The sequence below is a fragment of the Burkholderia sp. 9779_493 genome (assembly GCF_015712215.1).
In the GTDB taxonomy this organism is placed as follows: domain Bacteria; phylum Pseudomonadota; class Gammaproteobacteria; order Burkholderiales; family Burkholderiaceae; genus Burkholderia; species Burkholderia cenocepacia.
In genome coordinates, this window is the sequence record NZ_JACCQA010000013.1 from 142,119 (window position 1) to 167,418 (window position 25,300).

At 64.8% G+C, this 25,300-nt stretch carries 28 protein-coding genes; 18 read left to right on the forward strand and 10 right to left on the reverse strand.

Annotation, left to right across the window (positions count from 1 at the left end; translation table 11 throughout):
• Positions 1 to 10 precede the first annotated feature (10 nt).
• From H0X95_RS35965 to H0X95_RS15830, 7 genes are all read left to right on the forward strand, one after another.
• A complete protein-coding gene (locus tag H0X95_RS35965) occupies positions 11 to 610 on the forward strand; it encodes a hypothetical protein (protein ID WP_227746298.1) in 600 nt (199 codons plus the stop codon).
• A gap of 11 nt (positions 611 to 621) precedes the next feature.
• On the forward strand, positions 622 to 1,551 hold the full coding sequence (locus tag H0X95_RS36285; protein WP_059721881.1) for an RHS repeat domain-containing protein: 930 nt from the start codon (positions 622 to 624) through the stop codon (positions 1,549 to 1,551).
• A gap of 146 nt (positions 1,552 to 1,697) precedes the next feature.
• A complete protein-coding gene (locus H0X95_RS15810) occupies positions 1,698 to 1,988 on the forward strand; it encodes an HNH endonuclease (protein ID WP_196446114.1) in 291 nt (96 codons plus the stop codon).
• Positions 1,989 to 1,998: 10 nt separating this feature from the next.
• Positions 1,999 to 2,478 carry an SMI1/KNR4 family protein gene (locus tag H0X95_RS15815; protein ID WP_080403546.1) on the forward strand — a complete coding sequence of 160 codons (480 nt, stop codon included), beginning with the start codon at positions 1,999 to 2,001 and terminating at the stop codon, positions 2,476 to 2,478.
• A gap of 189 nt (positions 2,479 to 2,667) precedes the next feature.
• Positions 2,668 to 3,189 carry a hypothetical protein gene (locus H0X95_RS15820; protein WP_125331619.1) on the forward strand — a complete coding sequence of 174 codons (522 nt, stop codon included), beginning with the start codon at positions 2,668 to 2,670 and terminating at the stop codon, positions 3,187 to 3,189.
• 22 nt (positions 3,190 to 3,211) lie between these two features.
• Positions 3,212 to 3,685, forward strand: a complete 474-nt coding sequence (comJ, locus tag H0X95_RS15825; protein WP_059721885.1) for a competence protein ComJ — start codon at positions 3,212 to 3,214, stop codon at positions 3,683 to 3,685.
• Between the two features lie 690 nt (positions 3,686 to 4,375).
• Positions 4,376 to 4,597, forward strand: coding sequence for a hypothetical protein (locus H0X95_RS15830; RefSeq protein ID WP_125331621.1), 222 nt, complete (start codon positions 4,376 to 4,378; stop codon positions 4,595 to 4,597).
• Positions 4,598 to 4,693: 96 nt separating this feature from the next.
• On the opposite strand, the gene H0X95_RS15835 is transcribed toward H0X95_RS15830, so the two are convergent.
• Positions 4,694 to 5,347 carry a hypothetical protein gene (locus H0X95_RS15835; RefSeq protein WP_125331623.1) on the reverse strand — a complete coding sequence of 218 codons (654 nt, stop codon included), beginning with the start codon at positions 5,345 to 5,347 and terminating at the stop codon, positions 4,694 to 4,696.
• A gap of 787 nt (positions 5,348 to 6,134) precedes the next feature.
• On the opposite strand from H0X95_RS15835, the gene H0X95_RS15840 reads away from it, so the two are divergent.
• The 5 genes from H0X95_RS15840 (at position 6,135) to H0X95_RS15860 (ending at position 11,117) form a co-directional block, all read left to right on the forward strand.
• Positions 6,135 to 7,253, forward strand: a complete 1,119-nt coding sequence (locus tag H0X95_RS15840; RefSeq protein ID WP_006484706.1) for a branched-chain amino acid ABC transporter substrate-binding protein — start codon at positions 6,135 to 6,137, stop codon at positions 7,251 to 7,253.
• Positions 7,254 to 7,436: 183 nt separating this feature from the next.
• Positions 7,437 to 8,363, forward strand: a complete 927-nt coding sequence (gene livH, locus H0X95_RS15845) for a high-affinity branched-chain amino acid ABC transporter permease LivH (protein WP_006484734.1) — start codon at positions 7,437 to 7,439, stop codon at positions 8,361 to 8,363.
• Positions 8,364 to 8,374: 11 nt separating this feature from the next.
• Complete coding sequence (locus tag H0X95_RS15850; protein ID WP_006498797.1) at positions 8,375 to 9,646, forward strand: high-affinity branched-chain amino acid ABC transporter permease LivM; 1,272 nt, start codon at positions 8,375 to 8,377, stop codon at positions 9,644 to 9,646.
• Complete coding sequence (livG, locus tag H0X95_RS15855; RefSeq protein WP_006498798.1) at positions 9,643 to 10,416, forward strand: high-affinity branched-chain amino acid ABC transporter ATP-binding protein LivG; 774 nt, start codon at positions 9,643 to 9,645, stop codon at positions 10,414 to 10,416. The genes H0X95_RS15850 and livG overlap by 4 nt, the downstream gene beginning before the upstream one ends.
• The gene (locus tag H0X95_RS15860) at positions 10,416 to 11,117 is read left to right on the forward strand and encodes an ABC transporter ATP-binding protein (protein ID WP_006484776.1); all 702 of its coding nucleotides are present in this window, start codon (positions 10,416 to 10,418) and stop codon (positions 11,115 to 11,117) included. The genes livG and H0X95_RS15860 overlap by 1 nt, the downstream gene beginning before the upstream one ends.
• Positions 11,118 to 11,210: 93 nt before the next feature.
• Here the strand turns inward: H0X95_RS15860 and H0X95_RS15865 are convergent, their stop codons facing one another.
• Positions 11,211 to 12,062 carry a LysR substrate-binding domain-containing protein gene (locus H0X95_RS15865; RefSeq protein WP_006498800.1) on the reverse strand — a complete coding sequence of 284 codons (852 nt, stop codon included), beginning with the start codon at positions 12,060 to 12,062 and terminating at the stop codon, positions 11,211 to 11,213.
• A gap of 133 nt (positions 12,063 to 12,195) precedes the next feature.
• On the opposite strand from H0X95_RS15865, the gene H0X95_RS15870 reads away from it, so the two are divergent.
• The 4 genes from H0X95_RS15870 to H0X95_RS15885 all read left to right on the forward strand — a co-directional run bounded on the left by H0X95_RS15870 (position 12,196) and on the right by H0X95_RS15885 (position 15,545).
• Entirely contained in the window at positions 12,196 to 13,176 is a 981-nt protein-coding gene (locus H0X95_RS15870; protein ID WP_059721891.1) for a hypothetical protein, read from the forward strand.
• 29 nt (positions 13,177 to 13,205) lie between these two features.
• Positions 13,206 to 14,192, forward strand: coding sequence for a 2OG-Fe(II) oxygenase family protein (locus tag H0X95_RS15875; protein WP_196446109.1), 987 nt, complete (start codon positions 13,206 to 13,208; stop codon positions 14,190 to 14,192).
• 13 nt (positions 14,193 to 14,205) lie between these two features.
• Positions 14,206 to 15,129 (forward strand): DMT family transporter, encoded by a 924-nt coding sequence (locus H0X95_RS15880; protein ID WP_058903423.1) that lies wholly within the window; start codon positions 14,206 to 14,208, stop codon positions 15,127 to 15,129.
• Positions 15,130 to 15,194: 65 nt separating this feature from the next.
• Positions 15,195 to 15,545 carry a VOC family protein gene (locus H0X95_RS15885; RefSeq protein ID WP_006484732.1) on the forward strand — a complete coding sequence of 117 codons (351 nt, stop codon included), beginning with the start codon at positions 15,195 to 15,197 and terminating at the stop codon, positions 15,543 to 15,545.
• Between the two features lie 29 nt (positions 15,546 to 15,574).
• On the opposite strand, the gene H0X95_RS15890 is transcribed toward H0X95_RS15885, so the two are convergent.
• From H0X95_RS15890 to H0X95_RS15900, 3 genes are all read right to left on the reverse strand, one after another.
• Complete coding sequence (locus H0X95_RS15890) at positions 15,575 to 15,982, reverse strand: DUF2000 domain-containing protein (protein WP_048985058.1); 408 nt, start codon at positions 15,980 to 15,982, stop codon at positions 15,575 to 15,577.
• Between the two features lie 44 nt (positions 15,983 to 16,026).
• A complete protein-coding gene (locus H0X95_RS15895; protein WP_080331609.1) occupies positions 16,027 to 16,884 on the reverse strand; it encodes an AraC family transcriptional regulator in 858 nt (285 codons plus the stop codon).
• A gap of 76 nt (positions 16,885 to 16,960) precedes the next feature.
• Positions 16,961 to 17,935 carry an AraC family transcriptional regulator gene (locus H0X95_RS15900; protein ID WP_006493043.1) on the reverse strand — a complete coding sequence of 325 codons (975 nt, stop codon included), beginning with the start codon at positions 17,933 to 17,935 and terminating at the stop codon, positions 16,961 to 16,963.
• A 41-nt stretch (positions 17,936 to 17,976) separates the two neighbouring features.
• Between H0X95_RS15900 and H0X95_RS15905 the strand changes: the two genes are divergently transcribed.
• Entirely contained in the window at positions 17,977 to 18,726 is a 750-nt protein-coding gene (locus H0X95_RS15905; RefSeq protein WP_006498803.1) for an SDR family oxidoreductase, read from the forward strand.
• Between the two features lie 73 nt (positions 18,727 to 18,799).
• Here the strand turns inward: H0X95_RS15905 and H0X95_RS15910 are convergent, their stop codons facing one another.
• Complete coding sequence (locus tag H0X95_RS15910; protein ID WP_048985056.1) at positions 18,800 to 20,101, reverse strand: aspartate aminotransferase family protein; 1,302 nt, start codon at positions 20,099 to 20,101, stop codon at positions 18,800 to 18,802.
• Positions 20,102 to 20,178: 77 nt separating this feature from the next.
• Here H0X95_RS15910 and H0X95_RS15915 point away from each other — a divergent pair, with 77 nt between their 5' ends.
• Positions 20,179 to 21,063, forward strand: coding sequence for a LysR family transcriptional regulator (locus tag H0X95_RS15915; RefSeq protein WP_012493511.1), 885 nt, complete (start codon positions 20,179 to 20,181; stop codon positions 21,061 to 21,063).
• Positions 21,064 to 21,075: 12 nt separating this feature from the next.
• On the opposite strand, the gene H0X95_RS15920 is transcribed toward H0X95_RS15915, so the two are convergent.
• Genes H0X95_RS15920 through H0X95_RS15935 form a run of 4 tightly spaced genes read right to left on the reverse strand, consistent with a single transcriptional unit; the run spans position 21,076 to position 25,227 of the window.
• Positions 21,076 to 22,509 (reverse strand): isochorismate synthase, encoded by a 1,434-nt coding sequence (locus H0X95_RS15920; protein WP_006498805.1) that lies wholly within the window; start codon positions 22,507 to 22,509, stop codon positions 21,076 to 21,078.
• Positions 22,506 to 22,811: an isochorismate lyase gene (locus H0X95_RS15925; protein WP_006484772.1), complete on the reverse strand. Its 306-nt coding sequence runs from the start codon at positions 22,809 to 22,811 to the stop codon at positions 22,506 to 22,508. Before H0X95_RS15925 ends, H0X95_RS15920 begins: the two co-directional genes overlap by 4 nt.
• A complete protein-coding gene (locus H0X95_RS15930; RefSeq protein ID WP_059721894.1) occupies positions 22,808 to 23,581 on the reverse strand; it encodes a thioesterase II family protein in 774 nt (257 codons plus the stop codon). The genes H0X95_RS15925 and H0X95_RS15930 overlap by 4 nt, the downstream gene beginning before the upstream one ends.
• Entirely contained in the window at positions 23,578 to 25,227 is a 1,650-nt protein-coding gene (locus tag H0X95_RS15935) for a (2,3-dihydroxybenzoyl)adenylate synthase (RefSeq protein WP_059721897.1), read from the reverse strand. Before H0X95_RS15935 ends, H0X95_RS15930 begins: the two co-directional genes overlap by 4 nt.
• Positions 25,228 to 25,300: the final 73 nt, after the last annotated feature.

Sequence of the window (25,300 nt, forward strand, 5' to 3'; positions counted from 1 at the left end):
GAGCGCGGAGTTGAAGAAGACATTTGAGAAAAGACTGCAAAATTTTTTAAAGGAAAATATAAGTGAAAAAGGTGTCAAGGTATCGAGGGGCGAGATTGTTGTTGACCGAGAAGGTATGGGTAATGGGCGCATCGGATTCAGATTTCTGAGAAATGCAAACGGATATATTCTTTCTGCTGCAGCTGACTCTCCTGGCCTCCAGGATTTTTATGTGAGCAGAAATCCTCCGTACAGGCCGAAGATACCAACTGGTTTGGTTATGGCGATGAATACATCCATGGAAACGGTAAAATCATTTTCCCCGAATGTCGGTGGGGCAATTGATCTGCCGCGGGATGAAGAGGAGATTGAGTCGGCGTGTCGATGGATATGTGAAAAGGTAGCGAGTATTTATTTGCCGAGAGTAATAAATGTAGTTGAGATCAATTCTGGGTTGGTGCGAGATGTAATGGAAAATCCAAATTACTATTCATACCCATTTTTGACCATCGTTTTCGCTGCAAAGAAAAATGGTATCGGACTGAATGAACTTGATACTGATTATTTGCTGGGTAAAAAGGTGTCAGGTAATAAGTCGTTCGATGGTGAAGTTTTGAAAGAGTATTTTTAGGGTATGACGCGGTGGGTCGTCGTGCGCGGCACGCTGCGCAGCGAGGTACGGCGGGCGGCGAGTTGCTTGCGAAGCAGTGGCAATACGATGCGGCAGGCGACGTGATCCAGAAGCGCGATCAGCGTTATGGCACGACGAGCTATCGGTATGACCCGACGGGGCGCATCGAGCACGCGGCAGGGCCGGGGTTGCCGTCGGAAGTGTTTCGCTGGGATGCGGCGGCGAACCTGGTGTCGAGCGATCACCCGGGCGGCTACGTCGAGCACAACCGGCTCAAGATGTTCGAGGACAAGCGCTTCGAGTACGACGCGTATGGGCGGTTGGTTCGCAAGCTCAGTGGGCATGGGCCGGCTAAAGAATTGGTGCTTGAGTACGACGATTGGAACCAGCTCAAGACGGTCGTGACGAAGGACCGGCTTGGGATCGCGACGACGCATTTCGAGTACGACGCGTTCGGCCGGCGGATCCGGAAGCTCAATGGCAGTTATGCGAGTACGGATTTCCTGTGGGACGGCATGAGGTTGGTGCAGGAGACGTATCACGATCGTCAGGGCGAGGAAGCGCTGATGTACTTGTACGAGTCCAATAGCTATGTGCCGCTTGCCCGGATCGATCAAGGGAAGGCGGCGGCTAATGATGCGGATGTACGGGATGCGGTTTACTTACGGGATGCGGTTTACTACTTCCACAACGATGTTTCCGGGCTGCCGGAGGAGCTGACTGACGCTGGTGGCGAGCTGGTTTGGCAGGCGCGCTACAAGGTGTGGGGCAATGCGGTGCAGGAGGAGTGGGTTGCGCCCGTGCCGGCTCACGCACCTCGACCACAGAATCTTCGCTTCCACGGGCAGTATCTTGACCGTGAAACGGGGCTGCACAACAACACGTTCCGGTTCTACGATCCGGATATCGGTCGGCCCATCAATCGGGATCCGATGGGCTGAACGGTGGCGGGAACCTCTATCAATACGCACCGAATCCGATCCAATGGACCGATCCGTGGGAATGGGCTTACCAAGGCGTCGACTTTTCCGAGAGTCCCGATCTGTTTCCGGCGACGGAAGGCCAGCGGAATATTGTAGAGAACACCATGCAGGGATCGAGATCGAGAGACTTTGTTCAGGCATTCAAAGAAGTGAATATTTCGAAGGCTGATGCTACCGGCTATACGTGGCACCATCTGAACGACTTCAATTCTGAGGCGGGGCGCACGACGATGCAACTGGTCAAAGCGCAAGCACATATCGACTCTTTCCCGCATACGGGTTGGGCGGATCAATTTGCAAAGCATTTTGGCGTTGCATACGACCCCCCCGGGGCCGTGCGGGTCGCGCAAGAGCAGGGATGGTTGAAGGGGCGCAGTCTCAAACGAGGATGCTAACGGGAGAAGTATGAAGCAAAATGAGTTCACGAAGTGTGGACCCGCAATCTACCGATCGGGCATAGAGAAACTCGAGAGCGACTTAGGCGTCCAGCTACCGGACGCGATGAAGGGACACTACCTGAAGTTCAATGGTGGCATGCCAGTTCTCGACTGGTTTCCAATGGAGGGTGATTGGGAGTCGATATGGGTCCACGAATTCCTTCCTATCGGAACGCAGGATGCTAGCAAGCCTAACGTTCAAAGCATTTATGCGCGAGTCGCGGGTAAGGGAGGATACCCTCGAACCTTTGTTCCATTTGCCACTGATCCTGGCGGTAATCTCTTCTGTGTCGACACCGATAGCGGTGCCGTACATTATTGGTTGACCGACACCTACGACGAAACGTTGACGGACTTGGAGAACCGCCAGAAGGCTGACCGGCATCTGACCGATTCATTTGACCAATTCATCAGCTCGCTCGTTTCTGAAGACGATGCATTCGGCTAGCGTTCGGTCGCTGCGAAGCGATGGCAATCCAGGGCTGGGCGAACAAGGGTCGCTGCTAGGAAAATTTGTAAGCAAGTTGAAGCTGATCAAGCTCGCCAAGTCGCTGACTGGCCGCACCTTTCATCAGATGTATTTAGGAGATGAATATGTTCGGTATCGAGTCACATAAAAAATATCTCGAATCAGTTCTTGCTGCTGGCAAGCTCGATAACCTCGCTTGTTTTGGTGTTTGGTGTTGTATTGGACTTTCGCACGATGACTCAATATTCGAGTTCCTTGCCACGCATGCGGGGGGGCGCAAGTGCACAGATCAGACAACGAGTCGGCGATTGCCTGGATCAGGTGTGGAACGGAAACGAAAACCCCAATCCGTTAAGCGATCTGGAGCAAGTGGACTGGGACCTTGATGCAGTCGAAATGGACGACGATGCTGTGGCCCAGGGAGCAGCCGATTTGCTGGCGGGGCTATCTTTTTTGGCGAAATGGTGTGCTGAACAGAACGTGCAGCAGTTGGTTGCATGTGCCGAGATTCTGATAAACCGAATCGACTACTTGGAGAGTTTCGAGTTGATTGGGGGGCATGTTGCGAATCCAGTCGATCATGAGATGAACGTGCAGAATGATTTTGCTCGTGAACTCGTTGCGGGTACCTTGACTGATCATGACAAGATGAAGTATCACGAGTGGTTATTCAATCTTGGTTCTCCCTGACTCAAGAGTTTAAGGAACAAGCATGCAAACGATTGACCTGTTGATCTCCCATAGTCAAATCGTAGTTCGATCGAGGCCGTACGATGAGGGTTTGAGCCAATGGGGAACGGGCAACCTTGCTCAGGGTGCGGTATTGCACGCCAACTACCTCATTTTCGATCCGCTTCCGGACGATGCCTTCGGTGCAAAAGTGTACTTGCAGGTGGTGGACAAGTTCGAGATGGACGAGCGGGCCGCGCGGTGCATTGTCGCGCCGTTTCGTATTGAGGATCGCAGTTCGCTCGAAGTCGCCTCGGCGACCGAAAAATTCAAGATTACGTTGGAGTTGCCGCTCAGCTCGTACGACGTGTATTACGAGGTTTGCGAGGGGGACGAGGTTTTCTACAAATTCACTTTTGCTTCAGGAGCGGAGCATTGCCAAGCAATCTATCTGCTAGATGATCCGTGGGGCGGCAAGAAAGACAAGTCGCTCGCAGCGGGGAAGTTCGACAGCTAATTAATTTTGGCTGCCCCTTGGATCAACCAGGTCAAGTTCTCAGTGGTTTAACACGGACACAGCGACCGGGCTTCCTCCAGTCTGCGGATAGGAGTCGACACCGTAGTGCCGGACGCAGCCTCACACTGCGGTTGATGAACCACGAGGCGTCGAAACTACGTGATGAGCGATATTCCGTCCGGATACAGGGATGCTTCCCATAAGAAACGTCCGGTGCTTTCGAGCGACCGCCAAGACTGATCAATAGTTACGTCCGTATCGAAACGTACTTGTGCAGTCGCGTGCGACTCATTCGAATCGTTTCGAATCGTCACGTCCTGACCAATTGCGCCCTGAGGCAGATCGACGTTCGACCCGATTCGATTTCCCCGTCGTCATCAGCGCGCATAACGGCCCCGAGCACTGACCGAATCACGTGCCTATACCCAATGGCTAACGTGCCCCGAAGGTGTAAATATTGGATGCAAATGATGGTCTAATAGGCAATGCCCAACTGATGATGATCGCGCGTGCGTTGTGCGGGGGATAGATACTCCGTACGCCTTGATTCCCACCGAAGTACCGTTTCCACCGAACCACCAACAAAGGAGGAATCCGAACCATAAAAACGCCGCGGTAAACGAGCGCGGGCCGCAAGTGCTACCAACACTCACGACCCGCTAACCACAGTCAACTAAGAGAGAGTTGCCCATGGCTAAGCCGAATCATAAAGCACGACCACCGAAGACGGAACGTTTCGTCACGATCCAGGAAATGTGGGGTACCCCGAAGACCATGGATCCGAGGCCGGAGACGTTTTATCCGTACATGAAGATTGGTGGAATGTGGCTGATCAACGATGCGTGTTTTGTTCCGGGCCGCAAGGCGCGGATCGAGATTGAGCCGGGCAAGCTGATCATCACGCAGCTGTAAGCGCAACGCCGCGGGATGCGGCCGCGCTGCGCGACGTCGCGCAGCGCGCCGGACAGGGTAGAGCAGCCATAAGCGGAAGCCACCCAAAACCGCACATCACCAAGCGATATCGCAAGACGACCGCGACGTCCCCGCGCCACCGGTAGCCATGCATTTCGTCCCCGATCCGTTGTCGTAGAACGTCCGCGTCTCCGGCTGTGGCATCGACGGATCGAACGGATTCGGCGTCCCATGTGGACCGCGTGGCGCATCGTACGGCCGCTGGGGCGCATACGCACCACCACTTCCAACTGATCGAGAGCCGTTCGCGCGCAGGTATTCATTCCAGTTTTGCTCGCGCTGCTCATACCCGGGCACTGCGCGACCCAGGCTATCGTTCCCGCCCGCGCCGAGCGCGACGCGGTTCGGCGGCAAGACGAAATCGGGTTCACGCCCGGAAGAAGCGGGCAGCGGCGCCACCAGCGCATCACTCGTTACCCGCAACGGCCGCGTATCCGGCGTATCGAACGGGCTACGTTCGGCAGGCGCGGCGAACTGTACGCGTGGGCGGCTCATCTTCACCGCGCGCCTGTCATCCCGAGCAACCGCACGCCGCTCCGAGCGAAATACATTGGCACCGGCCGACCGATCGGTCAGCGCATCGCGTCCTGAAGCATGAGAAGCAGAAACAGAAAGCGCGCAAGCGATCGCGGCGGCGGAAGACAGGCAGATAGGGCAATGCATGAGCGATCCGAAGCAGGTGATGTGCATTGAATAAAAACGGCAGATCACTGGCTGGCGGCTGAGCGACGAGGGGGCGTCGAAGCGGCCCTGAAGCGATTGCGCGGCGCGGCGGGCGCGACTTGCAGGGAGGCTGGCTGGATTGCAGAAGCGAGCTCGTATTATTTCATGAAAATATCAAAAAGCTTTCATATTGTTTAGTTTTTCAGATAAACAGTAATATTTGCCGCCTCACTGAGCGCCCCGTCCTGGTGCGTGCCAACACAATCATCAGTCGATTGATCCCAAGCGACCAGGGCTCTTGGCAACCCAAAAAATGCATCACCGGGAAATCCCCGTCGCCGAACGCCAAGCCCAGCAAGGAACCCGCTCCCACCTTCTTGCCAAAATAGCAACCCGATTGCACCCGAAGCAAACGTTGTCGCCGCGTCGCGGTTGCGCCTCCATCGCCACCCACCCATCTCAAAAACGTACGTGTTTTCCCTCAATCGACAGGCATTTTTGACAGACGATTGAAAAACGCCCATATAATTTCGACTGCCTTGCCAATGGCTGTCGGACCATCCCTCCGAACGAGCGATTTGGCAAGCGGGGCAGGCGAAACGCTTGCGCAATGCAAGACGCATCACGATGTCTTTCCGAACCAGACGTCCCCTTCGGGGACTGCAAGAGCCGGGCCCCGCTACGCAACATTCCGCCGGAGTTCCGTCTTCTATGTGTCTCGGGCGTGTCCCATGTCCTCGCCCCGGGTGCTGTTCGATTGCGCAAGTCATGCCGCCTTTGCCCGTATGACTAAACAACATCGAGGAGCTCCCAGATGACGCTGTCCCGTCTTACGTCCATTTCCGTCGCCGCCGTGCTGTTCGCCGCCGGCGCCGCCGCCGCGCAAGCGGAAACCGTGAAGATCGCCATCGCTGGTCCGATGAGCGGCTCGGTCGCCCAATACGGCGACATGGTGAAGGCCGGCGCGCTGACCGCGATCGAACAGATCAACGCGGCAGGCGGTGCGGGCGGCAACAAGTTCGAAGTGGTGATGATGGACGACGCGTGCGAACCGAAGCAGGCCGTCGCCGTCGCCAACAAGATCGTCAGCCAGAAGATCAAGTACGTGATCGGTCACGTGTGCTCGGGTTCGACGATTCCCGCGTCGGACATCTACGAGAACGAAGGCATCGTGATGGTCACGCCGTCGGCCACCGCGCCGCAACTGACGGAAGGCAAGAAGCGCCACTTCATTTTCCGCACGATCGGCCGTGACGACCAGCAAGGCCCGGCCGCCGCGCACTACATCATCAACAACGTGAAGCCGAAGAAGGTCGCGGTCCTGCACGACAAGCAGTCGTACGGCCAGGGCATCGCGTCGTCGGTGAAGAAGGACCTCGAAGCCGCGAAGATCCCGGTCGTGCTGTTCGAAGGCATCAACGCCGGCGATTCGGACTACTCGGCGATCATCACGAAGCTGAAGTCGCAAGGCGTCGATTTCGTCTACTTCGGCGGCTACCACCCGGAAATGGGCCTGCTGATGCGCCAGGCGCGCGAGCAGGGCGTGAAAGCGACGTTCATGGGGCCTGAAGGCGTGGGCAACAAGGACGTGACGGCGATCGCCGGCCCGGCTTCGGAAGGCATGCTCGTGACGCTGCCGGCCGACTTCTCGGCCGATCCGGCCAACGCGGCGCTCGTGAAGGCGTTCGCGGACAAGAAGCGCGACCCGAACGGTCCGTTCCAGATGCCGTCGTACGCCGCGGTGAAGATCATCGCCGACTCGATCGCGGGCGCGAAGACGACCGACCCGACGAAAGTGGCCGCGTACATGCACAAGACGACGTTCGACACGCCGATCGGCAAGGTCGCGTATGACGCACAGGGCGACCTGAAGGCGTTCAAGTTCGTCGTGTACACGTGGCACAAGGACGCGACGAAGACCGCCGCCAAGTAACAACGGAGTACCCGCCCGCGCACCCGCCCTGTCCGAAACCCGGACGGGGCGGGTGCGTATTGGCCGCGCATCTGCCCCATGCGCGCCAGCGGGCGGCCCGAGACGACACCGTGCGTTGCGCGCGGCCGAGCGCCGTGATCCGGCGACGGCATGTGACCCAGCGCCAACGGGAGCTTCCCGCACATGACTGACTTCTTTCCTCAATTCGCCCAGCAGCTGGTCAACGGCCTGACGCTGGGTGCGATCTATGCGTTGATCGCCATCGGCTATTCGATGGTCTACGGCATCATCGGCATGATCAACTTCGCCCACGGCGAGATCTACATGATCGGCGCGTACGTGGGCCTCGTGACCCTGACGGCCATCGGCATCTCCGCCGGCTATCCGCTGCCGCTCGTGCTCGGCGCCGCGCTGATCGTGTCGGTGATCGTCACCGGCCTGTACGGCTTCGCGGTCGAGCGCGTCGCGTATCGCCCGCTGCGCGGCGGCCCGCGCCTCGTGCCGCTGATCTCCGCGATCGGCATGTCGATCTTCCTGCAGAACTACGTGCAGATCGGCCAGGGCGCGCGCGACGTGTCGGTGCCCGTGCTGATCTCCGGCGCATTCGACATCCATCTCGGCGGCGACTACGACGTGACGATTCCGTATGCGCGTCTGCTGATCGTCTGCGTGACGATCGTGCTGATGATCGCGCTCACGCTGTTCATCTCGCATTCGCGGATGGGGCGTGCGTGCCGTGCGTGCGCGGAAGACATGAAGATGGCGAACCTGCTCGGCATCGACACGAACCGCGTGATCTCGTTCACGTTCGTGCTCGGCGCGATGCTGGCGGCCGTCGGCGGCGTGCTGATCGGGCTGACGATCGGCAAGCTGAATCCGTATATCGGCTTCGTCGCGGGCATCAAGGCGTTCACCGCCGCGGTGCTCGGCGGGATCGGCAGCATTCCGGGCGCGATGCTCGGCGGCGTGCTGCTGGGCCTCGCCGAAACCTTCGCCGCGGGCTACATGCCGGCCGAGTACAAGGACGTGGTCGCGTTCGGCCTGCTCGTGCTGATCCTGCTCTTCCGCCCGACCGGCCTGCTCGGCAAGTCGGACATCGAAAAGGTTTGAGGGAGACGCAGATGAGTCAAGTCATTTCCGTTCGCCGCCCGGCCGCCGACGCGTCGTTCGGCCAGGCGCTGAAGAACGCCGTGGCCGCCGCGATCCTGACGGCGATCCTCACGATTCCGGTGCTCGGGCTGCAACTGAAGCTCGACGGCTATCAGGTGGTGCTGACGCCGCACTGGCGCCCGGTGTGGATCGCGGTCGCGGCCGTGTTCCTGTTCCAGTTGTTCAAGCCGTGGCTGATGCGCGCGAAAGCGGCCGTGAAGCTGCCGGCGGCGCCGACGATGGGCGCGCGGCAGCAGCGCGTGATCATCTGGGTGCTGCTCGCGGTCGGCCTCGTGTGGCCGTTCTTCGGTTCGCGCGGCGCGGTGGACGTCGCCACGCTCGCGCTGATCTACGTGATCCTCGGCCTCGGGCTGAACATCGTGGTCGGTTTCGCGGGGCTGCTGGATCTCGGCTACGTCGGGTTCTACGCGGTCGGCGGCTATACGTACGCGATGCTGAACCAGTATTTCGGGCTGTCGTTCTGGGAATGCCTGCCGATCGCGGCGATCGCCGCGGCGACGTTCGGCTTCCTGCTCGGCTTCCCGGTGCTGCGCCTGCGCGGCGACTACCTGGCGATCGTCACGCTCGGCTTCGGCGAAATCATCCGCCTGCTCGCGAACAACCTGACGAGCCTCACCGGCGGCCCGGACGGCATCTCGAGCATTCCGAAGCCGACGGTGTTCGGCTTCGAGATGGCGCGCTCGGCGAGCGTCGAAGGCGCGAAGACCTTCCATGAACTGATCGGGCTGGAATACAGCGGCGAGCACATGGTGATCTTCCTGTACCTGATCGCGCTGCTGCTGGTGGGCTTCACGCTGTTCGTGACGAGCCGCCTGATCCGCATGCCGATGGGCCGCGCGTGGGAAGCGCTGCGCGACGACGAGATCGCATGCCGTTCGCTGGGTCTCAACCCGACGCGCATCAAGCTGTCGGCGTTCACGCTCGGCGCGGCGTTCGCGGGGATCGGCGGCGCGTTCTTCGCGGCGCGTCAGGGCCTCGTGAATCCCGAATCGTTCACCTTCATCGAATCGGCGCTGATCCTCGCGATCGTCGTGCTCGGCGGGATGGGCTCGCAGCTCGGCGTGATTCTCGCGGCGATCCTGCTGACCGTGCTGCCGGAAGTCGCGCGCGGCTTCGCCGAATACCGGATGCTGATCTTCGGTCTCGTGATGGTGTTGATGATGATGTGGCGTCCGCAGGGCCTGTTGCCCGCGAGCCGTCCCCACGTGGAGCTGCCGCAATGAGCGCGAATGCAGAACTGTTGAAGGTGGCCGGGCTGCAGATGCGCTTCGGCGGGTTGCTCGCGGTGGACGGCATCGATTTCGACGTGCGCCGCGACGAGGTGTTCGCGATCATCGGGCCGAACGGCGCGGGCAAGACCACGGTGTTCAACTGCGTCGGCGGCTTCTACAAGCCGACCGGCGGCGACGTGGTGCTCGACGGCCACGCGATTGGCGGGCTGCCGAGCCACAAGATCGCGTTGAAGGGCCTGGTGCGGACGTTCCAGAACATCCGGCTGTTCAAGTCGCTGACCGTCGTCGAGAACCTGCTCGTCGCGCAGCATCGCAAGGTGAAGGCCGGGCTGCTGCACGGCCTGTTCGCGACGCCCGCGTACCGTCATGCCGAGCAGGCAGCGCTCGAACGCGCGGCCGTGTGGCTCGACCGGATGGGGCTGACGGCGGTCGCCAACCGGCCGGCCGGCACGCTGTCGTACGGGCACCAGCGGCGTCTGGAGATCGCGCGCTGCATGATCACCGAGCCGCGCCTGCTGATGCTCGACGAGCCGGCGGCGGGCCTCAACCCGCAGGAAAAGATCGAGCTGCAGCACCTGATCGACAAGCTGCGCCGTGAATTCGGCGTGTCGGTGCTGCTGATCGAACACGACATGAGCCTCGTGATGGGCGTGTCCGACCGCATCCTCGTGATGGAGCACGGCCGGCCGATCGTGATCGGCACGCCGGAAGCGGTCCGCAACGACCCGCGCGTGATCAAGGCGTATCTGGGGGAAGAGTGATGCTGAAGCTGGAACAGGTCCATACGCACTACGGCGCGGTCGAAGCGCTCGCGGGCGTGTCGATCGAAGTGAACAAGGGCGAGATCGTCACGCTGATCGGCAGCAACGGCGCCGGCAAGACGACGCTGATGATGACCGTGTGCGGCACGCCGCGCGCGTCGTCGGGCCGCGTGCTGTTCGAGGGCAACGACATCACCGCGATGTCGACGCACCAGATCATGCGGCAGGGAATGGCGATTTCTCCGGAAGGGCGGCGCGTGTTCCCGAGCCTGACGGTGCTCGAGAACCTGAAGATGGGCGGCTTCTTCGCGAGCCGTCACGAGATCGACGACGGCATCGAGCACGTGTTCAAGCTGTTTCCGCGCCTGAAGGAACGCGCGGCGCAGCGGGCCGGCACGATGTCGGGCGGCGAGCAGCAGATGCTGGCGATCGGCCGCGCGCTGATGAGCAAGCCGCGTTTGCTGCTGCTCGACGAGCCGACGCTCGGCCTCGCGCCGCTCGTGATCGCGCAGATCTTCGACATCATCCGCACGATCCGCGACGAAGGCGTCACGGTGTTCCTCGTCGAGCAGAATGCGAACAAGGCGCTCGGTGTGGCCGACCGCGGCTACGTGCTCGAAACGGGGCGCGTGGTGCTGGCCGACACGGGCGCGAACCTGCTCGCGAACGACCGCATCAAGCAGGCGTATCTCGGCGGTTGACGAGAGAAAGCCCGCCGGCCTGCAACGGGCCGGCGGCAGTTTTTCCGGCGGTTCACTTCTGCTTGCAAGGCCGGGTTCCCGGCCTTGTCTTCGTTATCCGATCCTGAACGTGCTTTTCAGTACGTCGCGCAGATGCAGCGCGGCGCGATTGCTGTCGTCCGTCAGCACCGTGATCAGGTGCGGCGGCAGATCGGGCAGCACGATCCCGGCGACGTGGCTCGTCAGGTTGCCCGACACGCGATCGTGCTCGATCAGGCCGACCGCCAGCCCGTTCGCGATACACGCTTCGACCGCCGGAGAACTGGCGCTTTCGAGCAGCATCCGGTGCGCGATCTTCGCCTTCTTCAGCGCATTCAGCGCGGTGTCGCGGTACGGGCAGCCCTGCAGTTGCACCGCGATCGGTAGCGGCGCATCGGGATTGAACTTGAAGGTGCGCGCGGCGACCCACACCGGATGCGTCTTGCTGAGCAGTTCGGCGTGCGGCAGCGCTTTCGGCACCACGGCGATCGTGATGTCGAGCTGGCCACGCGAGAACAGCAGTTGCAACTCTTCGCTGGAGCGCGCTTCGACCGTCAGTTCCAGCAGCGGCCGGTCGGCGGCGAAGCGCGGCAGGAATTCGGCCATGAAGTGCGCGGCGTAGGAATCGGGGATGCCGAGCCGCAGCTTGCCGGTCAGCATCTGCGGCGACAGCGATTCGACGAGCCGGTCGTGGCTCAGCAGGAACTCGGTGGTGTCGCTCAGCAGCTTGTGGCCGAACTGCGTGAGTTCGACCGCCTGGTTGTTTCGCGTGAACAGCCGCTGCGCGACCATCTCTTCCAGCTTCTGAATCTGCGCGGTGACCGACGACGGGCTGCGGTTTACATGAACGGCCGCATCCTTGAAGCGGCCGAGCTTCGCGACGGCGTGGAAGGTACGCAGCAGGTCGACGTCCAGGGTACGCGGCATGATTTGGTTTTTCCGAATCAGTGATTCAGGTAATGTCGATTGACGGAATTATTGGGCATCCCATATTCTCGGGTCAACAGGCAGACAACGGCAGGCAGCCGGTCGGGCGTTGCACGCATCCGGGGAACGATTCATGTCGATCAATGATTTTGTCGTAGATGCATTGGTGCGGGACAGGAAGCTGAAGGCGGAGTCGGTATGGACGGTCGAGAATCACGAAAAATATTCGACGTTGCATCGCACGGACGATGACGTGCGGCGGCGGGAAGCGGGGCGCGAAGTCTTTGCGCTGATGCGCAACCTGAACGAGCTGGGCGTGCGAAGCCCGGCGTTGTGCGCGGATCGCGACGGTAACGGGTCGTTACGCGAAGCGATCGGCGCATTGAGCGAGCGGCTCGCGACGTTGTCGCGCGGCCGCCATGTGCATTACATCGAGCTCGGGCCCGAGCCGGTCAAGACGACCGAGCTGATGAAGGCGGTCAGCGGCGGCGGCCCGAACCATCTGCGTTACACGGCCGTCGACATCAACGAGTCGTCGGAAGACGCGATGCGGCACGCGATCATGCCGTTCCTGAAAACGCCCGGCTGCTTCAACTACATCGCCGACGATTACCGGAACGTGCAGTGGAACCATATCGACCTGGGCCAGGACGTGACGTTCATCACGATGCTCGGATTCCAGGAAGGCAACGAGCTGCCGGTGACGATCGGCCGGCTGATTCGCAATCTCGGCGGCAAGTCGACTTACGTCGTGTCGGAGATGCAGTTGCTCGTGGAAGGGCGCGAAGAGCCCATCTACAACTTCTACCAGAACGAGAACATGGTGCGGTTCTCCGAAATCGTCAGCCGGCAGCAGGGTTTCGAGCCGCTCGGCAAGCATCACGTGTCGATCGTGCGGCTCAATCTGCTCGGCGACCAGTTCCACGTGGCGGTCACGCTGCAGCCGGTGTCGAAGGCAGGGGCCGACGGGCATCTGATCACCAACGTCTGCCTGAAATACACGCCGGAGCAATTCCGCCACGTTCGCCTGAGCCACGGCAACTGCCGCGTGATCGACGAGCTGCGCAGCGGGGATGGCAGCGTCGTGTACCAGATTGCGCAGTTCAAGGGCTGAATGGCGAAACGTCGACAGCGAGGCACGCGATGAACAAGGGAAATGCATTGCCGGTGTTTGCGCGCGGGTTCGGCCGGGTGAGGCTGGCGCTGCGGACGTCGCTGTCCGTCGGCGCGAACGTCGGCGGCAGGCTCGACGCATCGACGGAACCGATGCGCTGGTCCAGCGCGTGCCTGCGCGACGGCTACGAGGTGCGCTACCGCCGCAACCTCGACGATCTCGGCTATCGCGACGTGCCGATGCGCGGTACGCGCTCGGATGCGCTGAACGCGGTGTGTCACCTGCGCGGCTTGTTTTCCGACGAAGCGGTCGACGCGTTGCGCGAGATCGGCCGCGCGCTGGAGCGCAGTGCGTCGAGCAGCAACTGGATCATCTCGAAGCGCGTGCGTGCGGTGACGAACCGCTCGCGGTTCATTGACGACATGATGCACGATCGCGTGTTCCTGCTGCGGGTGTCGCGCCTCGCCGGCGTGCCGTTGATTCCGTACCCGATGGCCAATGCGCGCTCGCAGTTCAATTACTACTATCCGACGGACCAGCGCGACGGCAAGGAACAACTGGGCATGTGGCATACCGACGGCACCAGTTTCGTGCTGAACATCGTGTTGTCGGATCGCGTCGAGTACGAAGGCGGCAACTTTCTGTTCTACGAATCGATGGCGGAGACGTTCGATCGCTACGATCGCGAACGCCGGCACGTCAAGACCGCGAATCTGGACAATGCGGGCGACGCGCTGCTGATCTACGGCAGCAAGCTGTTTCATGGCGTCGAACCGGTTCAGGGCGGGCGTCGCATGTCGCTGGTGCTGTCGTTTCATTGCCCGACCACGCGCGAGGACGACAACGGGTTCTGGCATCTCGCGTCGGACGACGGTATTCCGCGCACCGTCGTCAACTGGCTGGCGCTGCAGCGTGCCCTTCGGGACGACGCCGAATTGCAGTACCTGCGCCTGGGGCTCGAACCGATCCGGCCGGAAGACCTGGGCGACCAGCGTCTGGCTCCGGCCACTTTCTGAGAACCGTCGCGCCATGCAGCTTTTCCTGCTCCAACTCGTTTTCGTCCTGTCGTGGAGTTCCGGGTTCATCGGCGCCAAGCTCGGCGCGGAGACGGCCGGCGCGTTCAATCTGCTGTTCTGGCGGTTCCTGCTCGTCACGCTGTGCCTTGCGATCGTCCTCAATCGCCAGCTCGCGCGTCTGACGCTCGAAAAAATCCGCTATCACGCGGTGATCGGCTTCCTGTCGCAGTTCCTCTATCTGGCCTGTGTGTACGTCGCGATCCAGCATGGCCTGCCGCCGGGCATCGCCGCGATCGTCGCGGCGTTGCAACCTCTCATCACGGCGGCGATGACGTCGTTCGGCGGCAGCGAGCGCAGCGGGGCGCGCCAGTGGGCCGGGCTCGTCGTCGGGTTCGTCGGCGTGGGCATCGTGATCGGCGGGCAATATGCGCTGCCGGCCGGGTCGGTCGGGATCGTGATGTACCTGCTGCCGCTGGTGTCCGCGTTCGGACTGTCGATCGCGACGATCTATCAGCGCCGCCGCGCGCTGACGGCCGCGCGCAGCAACGAGGACGGGCTGTTCCTGCCGCTGTTCGTGCAGGGTTGCGTGAGCCTCGTGCTGTTCGCGGCGTGCGGGCTCGTCACCGGCGACCTGCATGTGCCGACGCAGCCGAACGTGTGGGTGTCGGTCGTGTGGCTGACGGTGTTCTCGACTTTCATCGCTTACCTGTCGCTGTGGGCGCTCCTCAAGCGCATGCCCGCGACGCGCGTGGCGACGCTCGTCTATCTCGAACCGCCGGTGACGCTGCTGTGGGCCGCATGGATGTTCGGCGACCGGATCGAGGTGACGACCTACGTCGGCATCGTCGTCGTCGCGATCGGCGTCTGGCTGGCCGGCAAGCACGGCGCGCGGCCCGCGCGGCCGCGCTGCTCGGACATGGAGACGGCCGGCCGCTGACGCACTGGTTGCGCGCGCGGTTCCGGTGTAGCTTCGCGAGACTGCCCGACTCGTGAAGGAACCCGATGAAAGTCAAACGGATCGTCGCCAACGTCGATACACGCTCGATCGACGACGCCAGGCGCTTCTACCAACGGATCTTCGGTCTCGACCTGCTGATGGACCACGGCTGGATCGCGACCTACGGCAACGCCGAGCAGATGGACGTGCAGATCAGCTTCGCGTCGCACGGCGGATCGGGCACGCCGACGCCCGATCTGTCGATCGAGGTCGACGATGTCGATGAAGCGCTCGCGCGGGTTCGGGCGGCCGGCATGTCCGTCGAATACGGGCCGGCCGACGAACCGTGGGGCGTACGGCGGTTTTACGTGCGCGACCCGTTCGGCAAGCTCGTCAACGTGCTTGCGCATCGCTGAGCCGGCGACGGGAGTCGGGTACGCCGGCTTCACGCATGCAGCGCCAGCCCCTTCACCGCCTTGTCGACGGCCTTCTTCGGCCCGTGCAGCGCCAGGCCGACCAGATCGGGATTGTCCGCATCCTCGGCGCGGAACGCCGCGCGGTTGGCCGCGTCGTGCCCGGTCGAAAACATCGCGCGCACGTAGGGCACGATCGTCAGTTCGCGCGACAGCGCCTGCCGGTGCGCGGCCTGCAAGCCGTTCAAGTCGGCCGCGAACACCAGCATCGGCTGGCCGAACATCCGGCTGTAACGGCGCCCGGCCGCATCCTCGTAAGGCTCGCCGAGGGCGTCCGGCGCACCGGCCGCGACACCCGTCGCGAGAAACGCGACCACGTTGAGTTTCTGCCACGCCGCGAGATCGTCGCGCACGATCAGCGCTACTTTGGTATCGAACATGCTTGCTCCTGGTTGGAGCGCTCATGATCGGACGGCGCGCGCGATCAGTCTGGAACGTTTGTGCAAAGTTGCCGGTACGCGGCCGGCGTGATCCGGTACGCGCGGCGGAACCAGCGGCCGAGGTGGCTCTGATCGGCGAAGCCGACGTCGGCGGCCGCCTGCGCGGGCGTGCGGCCGGCGGCGAGCAGCTTGCGCGCGGCACGCAGCCGCAGGCGCACGAGATACGCGTGCGGCGACGTGCCGAACGCACGCTGGAACATCCGCGTCAGCCGGAACCGGTCGATGCCGGCGACGCTCGCGAGTTCGTCGAGGCCGAGGTTGCCGTCCATGTGTGCGTGCAACAGGTCGCGCACGTGCGCGATCGCGGGCGGCACGACGGCGCTTTCCAGCGCGAGCGGGCCGCCCAGCTGGCTGCCGAGCCGCATCAGCAAGCGGTCGAGCGTCTGGTCGCGTGCGAGCCGGCCTTCGTTGTCGTGGATCGCGAAGAACGCGTTCCGGATCGCGTCGACGAGGCCGCGATCGTCGACGAGCGTATGGCCGAACGTCGCTTCGACGCTGCCGAGGCCCGGCAGGTCGAGCCGGCGCGCGGCGCGCTCGACCCATGCCTGCGGCAGGTACAGCATCCCGTACGTGAAGCCGCCGGCTTCGGGCGCGTGGCCATCGTGCATCGCGCCCGGCTCGATCAGGATCGCGCGGCCCGGCACGCTGGTATGCAGCGAGCGGTGGCACTGGAAGCGCTGCACGCCCTGTTCGGTGAAGCCCACCAGCATGTCGTCGTGGTCGTGCGCATCGTACGCATGGCCGGTGAAATGCGCGTGCAGGCTTTCGATGCCGGTGTCCGCATCGCGGCGCGCGACGAGCCAGTGGTCGGTCGTGCCGGTTCGGTTCGTCGCGGTCGTCATCGGGTTCCTCGCACGTCGTCATCGCGTGACGGGATGGATCCGCAGCCGGCGAGGCGACGGGGGCGGGCGGTGCGGTTCATGGTTCGATCGCTATCTGTTCGTCGCGCGCGTATTGCGCGGGCGGGCGGCCGACATGCCGCGTGAACGCGACGCTGAAGGTGCTCGCGGAGCGGTAGCCGACGCGCGCCGCGATTTCCGCGATGCGGCCTTCGTTGCGGCGGAGCAGATCCTTCGCGAGCGCCATGCGCCACGTCAGCAGGTACTCCATCGGCGCGACGCCGACCGCGCGGCTGAAGCGCTCGAAGAACGTCGAGCGCGACAACGCGGCCTCCTTCGCGAGCTCGACGATCGTCCACGGGTGCGCGGGGCGTTCGTGCATCCGGCGGAGCGCGGCCGCGAGGCGGCTGTCGGCGAGCCCGCGCACGAGGCCGGGAGATGCGTGGGTGCCGGTCGTGAACCGCAGCGCCTCGATCAGCAGCACTTCCAGCAGGCGCGCGAGCACGATCTCGCGGGCCGGCCGCTGTGCGTGCGACTCGTCGCGCACCAGTTGCACGAGCGTGGTCAGCCGCGGCTCGCCGCGTACGTGCACGAAGCGGGGCAGCAACGACACCAGCAGCGATGCATCGGGCGAACCGAAACTGCAGTTGCCGACCATCATCCGCGTATCGATCGGGTTGGTCGGGTCGCCGATCCGGTACTCGCCAGGGGCGAGCGGGACGGGCGGCGCGGTTTCGACGCCCGGCGCCGGCGCGTCGAGGCTCGACAGCGCCACGCCGTAGGCCGCCGGAATCAGCACGAAATCGCCGGGCAGCAGCTCGATCGGCGCGTGCCCGTCGATCGCGATCCGGCACCCGCCGTCGAGGACCGCACAGTAGAACGGCTCGCCGGCGACCACGCGATTGATCGCCCACGGGCTCGCGCCGCGCACGTACTTGGCGTGCCGCGCGCCGGGTTGCAGCAGCGTCACGACTTCGGTCAGCGGGTCGCTCATTGCCGGACTCTCGCAAAAGAAAAGCGGATTTTCGATTGTAGCGAATACGGTTCCGGCCATCTATCGTACGGACACATGCTCAACACACCCCAGGAGTTCGCATGAAGACCGTACTGATTACCGGCTGTTCTTCCGGCTTCGGCCTCGAAATCGCGCGCCATTTCCTCGCCCGCGACTGGCGGGTCGTCGCGACGATGCGCAAGCCGGGCGACGACGTGCTGCCGCCGTCGGAGCGCTTGCGCGTGCTGCCGCTCGACGTGACGAACGCGGACAGCATTCGCACCGCGATCGAGGCCGCTGGCCCGATCGACGTGCTCGTCAACAACGCGGGCTTCGGCGCGGCCGCCCCGGCCGAGCTCACGCCGCTCGACACGGTGCGCGCGCTGTTCGACACCAACACGATCGGCACGATCGCGGTGACGCAGGCGGTGCTGCCGCAGTTTCGCGCGCGCGGCGCCGGCGTGGTCGTGAACGTCACGTCGAGCGTCACGCTGAAGGCATTGCCGCTCGTCAGCGCGTACCGCGCGAGCAAGGCGGCGGTGAATGCGTTCACCGAATCGATGGCGGTCGAACTCGAGCCGTTCGGCGTGCGCGCGCATCTGGTGCTGCCGGGCCGCGCGCCCGACACGCGTTTCGCGGACAACGCGCGGGCCAACATGCACGGCTTCGACCACGAAGCGTATGCGGAATTCGTCGGCCAGGCCGTCGCGCGGATGCTCGATGCATCGGGGCCGATCACCCATGCGCAGGATGTTGCCGAAGCCGTGTGGCGCGCGGCGACCGATCCGTCGAGCCCGCTGCGGCTGCCGGCCGGCGCCGACGCCGAAGCATGGGCGGCGCAAGCGGCGTGATCGATCGGGAGTCCGTCGCACCGGCCGGTTGAGCCGGCGCGACGGCGCGCGTGAGTTGGGGGGGGGGGGAGCGTTACAGCGCGCGCGTGATCGCCTGCTCCAGCAGCGACAGGCCGAGGTCGATCTCTTCGTCGCTGACGGTCAGCGGCGGCGCGATTCGGAACACGCCGCCCATGCCGGGCAACTGCACGATGTTCATGCTGAGCCCAAGGTTCATGCACTCGCGCGTGATCTTCGCGCCGAGCCCATCCGCCGGCTCCCTGGTGCGGCGATCCTTGACGATCTCGACGCCGAGCAGCAGCCCGCGCCCGCGTACGTCGCCGATGCAGTCGAAGCGCTCCATCAGGTCGAGCAGGCCGCGCCGCAGCCGCTCGCCCATCGTGTTGGCGCGCGCGACGAGACCGTCGCGCTGTACGACGTCGAGCACGCGCAGGCCGACCGCCGCCGGCAGCGGGTCGGACACGTGCGTCGTGTAGAACAGGTAACCGAGCGCGTGCGCGCGCTCCTCGATGGCCGCGGACGTGACCATCGCCGCGAGCGGCAGCCCGGCGCCGAGCGTCTTCGACAGCGTCAGGATGTCGGGCGTCACGCCGTCGCGCTGGCACGCGAACATCGTGCCGGTGCGGCCGACGCCCGTCTGCGCCTCGTCGAGGATCAGCAGCATCCCGCGTTCCTCGCACTTGCGCTTGAGCGCGGCCATATAGCCTTCCGGCAATTCGATGATTCCGCCCGAACTGAGGATCGGCTCCGCGATGAACGCGGCGAGGTTGCCGCTCGACTGGCGGTCGATCAGGTCGAACGCGTAGTCGAGTTCGGCGAGCGGATCGTACGCACCGTTGCGCTCGAAGCGCGGCCGGTACGCGAACGGCGCCGGAATCGCGAACGAGCCGACCGACGCGGGGCCGACGCCCTTGCGGCCGGCGCTGTACGTGGCCGACGCGGCGGCGCCCGTCATCCCGTGCCACGACTGCGCGAAGCCGACGATCTCGTACTTGCCGGTGACGAGCTTCGCCATCCGGATCGCCGCCTCGTTCGATTCCGCGCCGGTGCTGAGCAGCAGCGCGCGGTCGAGCCCGGCGGGCGTGAGGTCGGCGAGGCGCGTCGCGAGATCGACGACCGGCCGCGACAGCATCCCGCTGAACAGGTGGTCGAGCTTGCCCGCGTATTCGCCGATGACGGAGACGATCTCCGGATGGCTGTGGCCGAGCACCGCGCTCATCTGGCCCGACGTGAAATCGAGGATCGCGCGGCCGTCGGCGTCGTAGACGAAGCTGCCTTTCGCGCGCTCGATGATCACCGGTTCGAACGTGCCGCCGTAGCGGACCAGGTGCTGCCTGGCGTTGCGCCAGAAGGTTGCATCGTCGTTCAGGGACATCGGGCGGCTCCGGCAAAAGGGCAGGGATCGCTTGCAGTCTAGGCGCGGGTCTGGTTTGATGGAAACGAATAGTCCTAATGCAAGGTAGAAAAGGAGCTAATACCTTGGCGCTTTCGCTCGACATCGACCTGCTGCGCTCGTTCGTCGTGATCGCCGAGGTGCGCGCGCTGAGCCGCGCGGCCGCGCGCGTCGGCCGCACGCAATCCGCGCTCAGCCAGCAGATGAAGCGGCTCGAGGAAGCGGTCGACCAGCCGTTGTTCCAGCGCACCGGCCGTGGCGTCGTGCTGACGCATCCGGGTGAGCGGCTGCTCGTGCACGCGCAGCGCATCCTGCGGCTGCACGACGAGGCGATGGCCGACCTGTGCGGCACGGGGCTGTCGGGGACGATCCGGTTCGGGTGCCCCGACGATTACGCCGAAGTGTGGCTGCCGTCGCTGCTGCGGCAGTTTTCGAGCCAGCATCCGCAGGCGATCGTCGAAGTCGTCTGCGGGCCGACGCCGCGGCTCGTCGAACACCTGGAGAAGCGCGCGGTCGATCTGGCGATGATTTCCGTGCCGGACGACGGCGCGACCGACGACGTCATTCGCCGCGAGCCGCTGGTCTGGATCGGTTATCCGGGGCTCGAACCCGCGCATTTCGATCCGTTGCCGCTCGCGCTGTCCGATCGCGACACGCTCGATCACCTCGCGGCCTGCGACGCGTTGAATCGCGCCGGCCGCGACTACCGCGTCGCGTATGCGAGCAGCAGTCTCGCCGGGCTGATCGCGCTGGTGCGCTCGGGGCAGGCGTTCGCGGTGATGACGCAGACGGCCGTGCCGGCCGACCTCGCGATCGTCCACGGCGATCCGCGCTTGCCGCCGTTGCCGGCGGTGGGCATTACGCTGAGGTTCGACCGGAAGCGGCCGTCGCATCTGACGGCAGCATTCGCCGAGCATATCCGGCAAACGCTGCCGTTGCTTTGATCGTCGACGCGATCAGTCGACCATCGACGAAGCCGACGCCTGCGTGCGGCCCGGACGCTCCGCCGCCGCCTCGCGCACGCGGATCGCCGCCCGCATGCCGGACAGCTTAAGTTCGGTTTCCTGATATTCGTTGACCGGCTCGGAATCGGCGACGATGCCGCAGCCCGCGAACAGCCGGCACGCGCCGCCCGCGATCAGCGCCGAACGCAGCGCGACGATGAAATCGCCGTTGCCGTGCGCGTCGATCCAGCCGATCGGCGCCGCATACCAGCCGCGATCGAAGCCTTCGTGCGCACGGATATGGTCGAGCGCCGGCGCGCGCGGATGGCCGGCGACCGCCGGCGTCGGGTGCAGCGCCGCGACGACCTGCAACAGCGTCGCCTCCGCATTCAGCGTCGCGCGAATCGGCGTGCTCAGGTGCTGAAGCTTCGGCAAGCGGTGCAGCGACGGTTGATCGGGCACGTCGAGCTCACGCGACAGCGGCGCGAGCGCGGCACGGATGGCGTCGACGACGAGCGCATGCTCGAGCCGTTCCTTCGCGGACGCCATGAGCGCGGCGCCGAGTGCGCGATCGTCGTCGGGCGTGGCGCCGCGCCGGATCGTACCGGCCAGCGCATGCGTGCGCACGTCGCCGGCCGCGACACGCGCGAGCCGTTCCGGCGTCGCGCCGACGAAGCACGCCCCGTCGCGACGGACCGCGAACAGGTGCGCATGCGCGTCGCGCCGTCGCAACCGGCGCAGCAGCGGCGCGATCGCGACGGGCCGTGCGTACTGTTCGAGCACGTCGCGGGCGAGCACGACCTTGCCGAACGCGCCGTCGTGGATCGCATCCACCGCACGGCGGACTTCGTGCTGCCATTCGCTGGCCTGCAGCGCCTGCGTGTGCAGCAGTTGCGGCGCGTCGTCTTCCGCGGCCGGCGCAAGCGTGCCGAGCGACTCGATCCGCGCGAGGCACGCATGCGCGAGCGCGGCCGGATCGTCGTGAGCGGCGACGACCTGCTGGCAGACGGCCCAGTGCGCATCGCCTTCGCGCACGATCAGCAGTTTCGCCAACGTCATGCTCGCATCGGGAAACGATGCCCAGTGCGCGCTGCGCGGGCCTTGCGCATCGAACCGGAAGCCGCCGACCAGCCGCGGCGGCTGCGGGCCGGCCGTGACCGCGTCGCGCACGAGGGCGCGCCAACGCGCATCGATCTGCGCGAAGCGCGTGTCGCCGGTGGCGCTCAGTTCGGCCGCGCAGTCCCAGCCGTAGAGCGTGACGGACGCATCGCCGGCTTCGTGGAAGCACCATGGCGTCGCGCCGTCGTCCCACGCGGCGATCAGGTCGAAGAAGTCGAGCGGGCGCAGCGGCACCGAGACCGACGCGAGCGTCGGCGTGCCGGTGGCGGCGGCGCGGCGGGCCGCACGCGCGAACGTGTCGTGCAGCAGCGGAAGGCCGGCGTTCATGCGAGCCCCCGCTGTTGTCGCCAGTATTGCGTTTGCTGCGCGATGTACCAGGCGATGAGCTGGGCGAACAGCGTCTCGACGTAGTCGGCGTCGAGGCCGGCCTGCTCGGCCCAGCGGCGCCGGTCGGGCAGCATCGCGGCCACCCGTTCCGGCGCGGCGATGCTCGCTTCGTCCGGCTTGAAGCGCGACGCGGCTTTCACGTACTGCATGCGCCGGCCGAGCGCGTCGATGATGTCGGCGTCCAGACGATCGATGGCTTCGCGAATGTCGGGAAGCCCCGTGCAGGCGTCCGGTGTTTTCATGTGTACTCCTTTCCGTAACGAAGGGATTGGTCGATCCGTTCGACCAGATGTGCGATCACCGCCGGGTATTGGTGCCGCAGGTAGAAGTGGTCGCCGTTGAACGTCTCGACGCGGATCGGGCGCGCCGCGACGTCCTGCCACGCATGCGCCTCATCGCTGTCGAGCTCGGTATCGGCGAGCGGCAGCATCACGCCGAGCGGCGCATCGATGCGCGGCGGCCGCTCGCGCCGATACGTTTCGATCGCGCGGTAGTCGTGGCGGATCATCGGCAGGTAGATCGCGCGCATTTCCGGATCGGCGAGCAGCGCGGCGTGCTCGCCGGACAGCCGGGAGACGTCGCCGACGAGCGCGTCGTCGGATTGCAGGTGCAGATCCGATGCGCGCTGGCGATGCGGCGGCGGCAGTGCGGACACCGCCACGTAAAGCGGCGCGGCGCCGCGCGCCTCGAGCCGTACCGCGACCTCGTACGCGAGCGCCGCGCCGAGGCTGTGCCCGAACAGCACGAGCGGCGCGTGCGCATAGCGTTGCAGCGCGTCGGCGGCGGGGCCGGCGAGCGCTTCGATCGAGGGCAGGCACGGCTCGCCGAAGCGTTCCTCGCGGCCCGGATACTGCAGCGCGAGCAGATCGACGTCCCACGGCAGCGCACGGCTCCAGCCGCGAAAGAAATTCGCGGTGCCGCCCGCGTGCGGGAAGCAGACGAGCTGCGCACGCGGGCACGGCGACAGCCGCAACTCGCGAATCCAGTTCGAATCGGTCGGGTGCGCGCTCATGCGGCCGCCTGCAACTGGCGGCGCAACAGGTCGCGCAGCGATTTCTTGCTGGTCTTGCCGATGCCGGTTTCGGGAAAGCGCGGCATGAATTCGATGCGGTCGGGGATCTTGAACGCCGCGAGCCCGCAGTCGCGCAGGTAGCGTTTCAGCACGAGTCGGGACGGGGCAGGCGCGCGCGCGACGACGAACGCGCAGGTCCGTTCGCCGAGCATCGGATCGGGCATCGCGACGACCGCCGCGTCGTGCACCTGCGGATGCGCGAGCAGCAGGTTTTCCACTTCCTCGGCCGAGACTTTCTCGCCGCCGCGGTTGATCTGGTCCTTGTCGCGACCTTCGACGACCAGGTCGCCGTCCGCAGTGCGCCGCACGCGGTCGCCGCTGCGATAGAAGCCATCGGCCGTGAATGCCGTCGCGTCGTGCGCCGCGAGCCGGTAGTAGCCGCGGATCGTGTACGGGCCGCGTACCTGCAGTTCGCCGATCTCGCCGGGCGCGACCGGTGCGCCGGTTGCGTCGACGATGCGCACTTCGTCGCCGTCCGAGACCGGGCGGCCCTGCGTGTGCGCGATCCGTTCCGGTGCGTCGTCGAGCCGCGTGCAGCAGATCAGCCCTTCGGCCATGCCGAACACCTGCTGCAACCGGCAGCCGAGCACGGGCGTCACGCGTTCGGCCGCGTGGTCCATCAGCCGCGCGCCGCCGACCTGCAGCACGCGCAGGCTCGACAGGTCGGCCTGCCGTTGCGGCTGCTCGTCGAGCCACAGCAGCGCGAGCGGCGGCACGAGCGCGGTATGCGTGACACGTTCCTGCGCAATCAGCGCGAAGCTCTGGTCGGGCTCGGGCCGCGCGGTCGTCACCACCCGGCCGCCCGCGAGCAATGCGCCGATCGTGCCGGGGCAGCACAGCGTGAAGTTGTGCGCCATCGGCAGCGCGGCCAGATAGACGGTGTCGGCATCGAACCCGCTCGCGGCGCTGCACGCGCGCACGTTGTGCAGGTATTCGCGATGGCGGCGCGGAATCAGCTTCGGCGTGCCGGTCGTGCCGCCTGACAACTGGAAGCACGCGATATCGTCGGCGCGCGCCGCGCAGTCGAGCATGGGCGCCGCGTCGTACAGCGCGTCGAACGACGTGAATGCGTGGTCGTCGCCGGCCATCACGATGTGCTCGAGCGTCGGGCACTCGGCCTGCAAGGCGGCCGCGAGCGGCCGGCAGTCGAAATCGCCGAGCTGCGACGCGCCGAGATAAGCACGCGCGCCGGCGAAGCGGCAGAACGCGCCGATCTCGTAGTGACGGTGCGCGGGCAGCGCGAGCACCGGCCGCACGCCGAGCTGGAACAGCGCGAAGCACGTCTCGATGAAGCGCGCGCCGTTCGGCAACTGGACGACGACCGCGTCGCCGCGTACCAGGCCGAGGCGCGCGAGGCCGCCCGCGAGGCGGCGAATGCGCGCGAGCAGATCGCGATAGCACAGCCGCAGCGCGCCGTCGACGACGGCGAGCGCGTCGGGATGGCGCTGCGCGCAGGCATCGAGCGCGTCGAAGAACGTCGTGTCCTGCCAGTAGCCGGCGTCGCGGTAGCGGCGCGCGAAGTCGTCGGGCCAGTCGGGCGCGTCGGCCGGCACGGCCGCCGCCAGGGAGGAAGGGGAGGATTGCATGCGCTGACCTTGGGTTCCGGCAAGTTGTCAGAAAATGTAAATGAGAGGTATTATCATTTGTAACAGGTGCTGC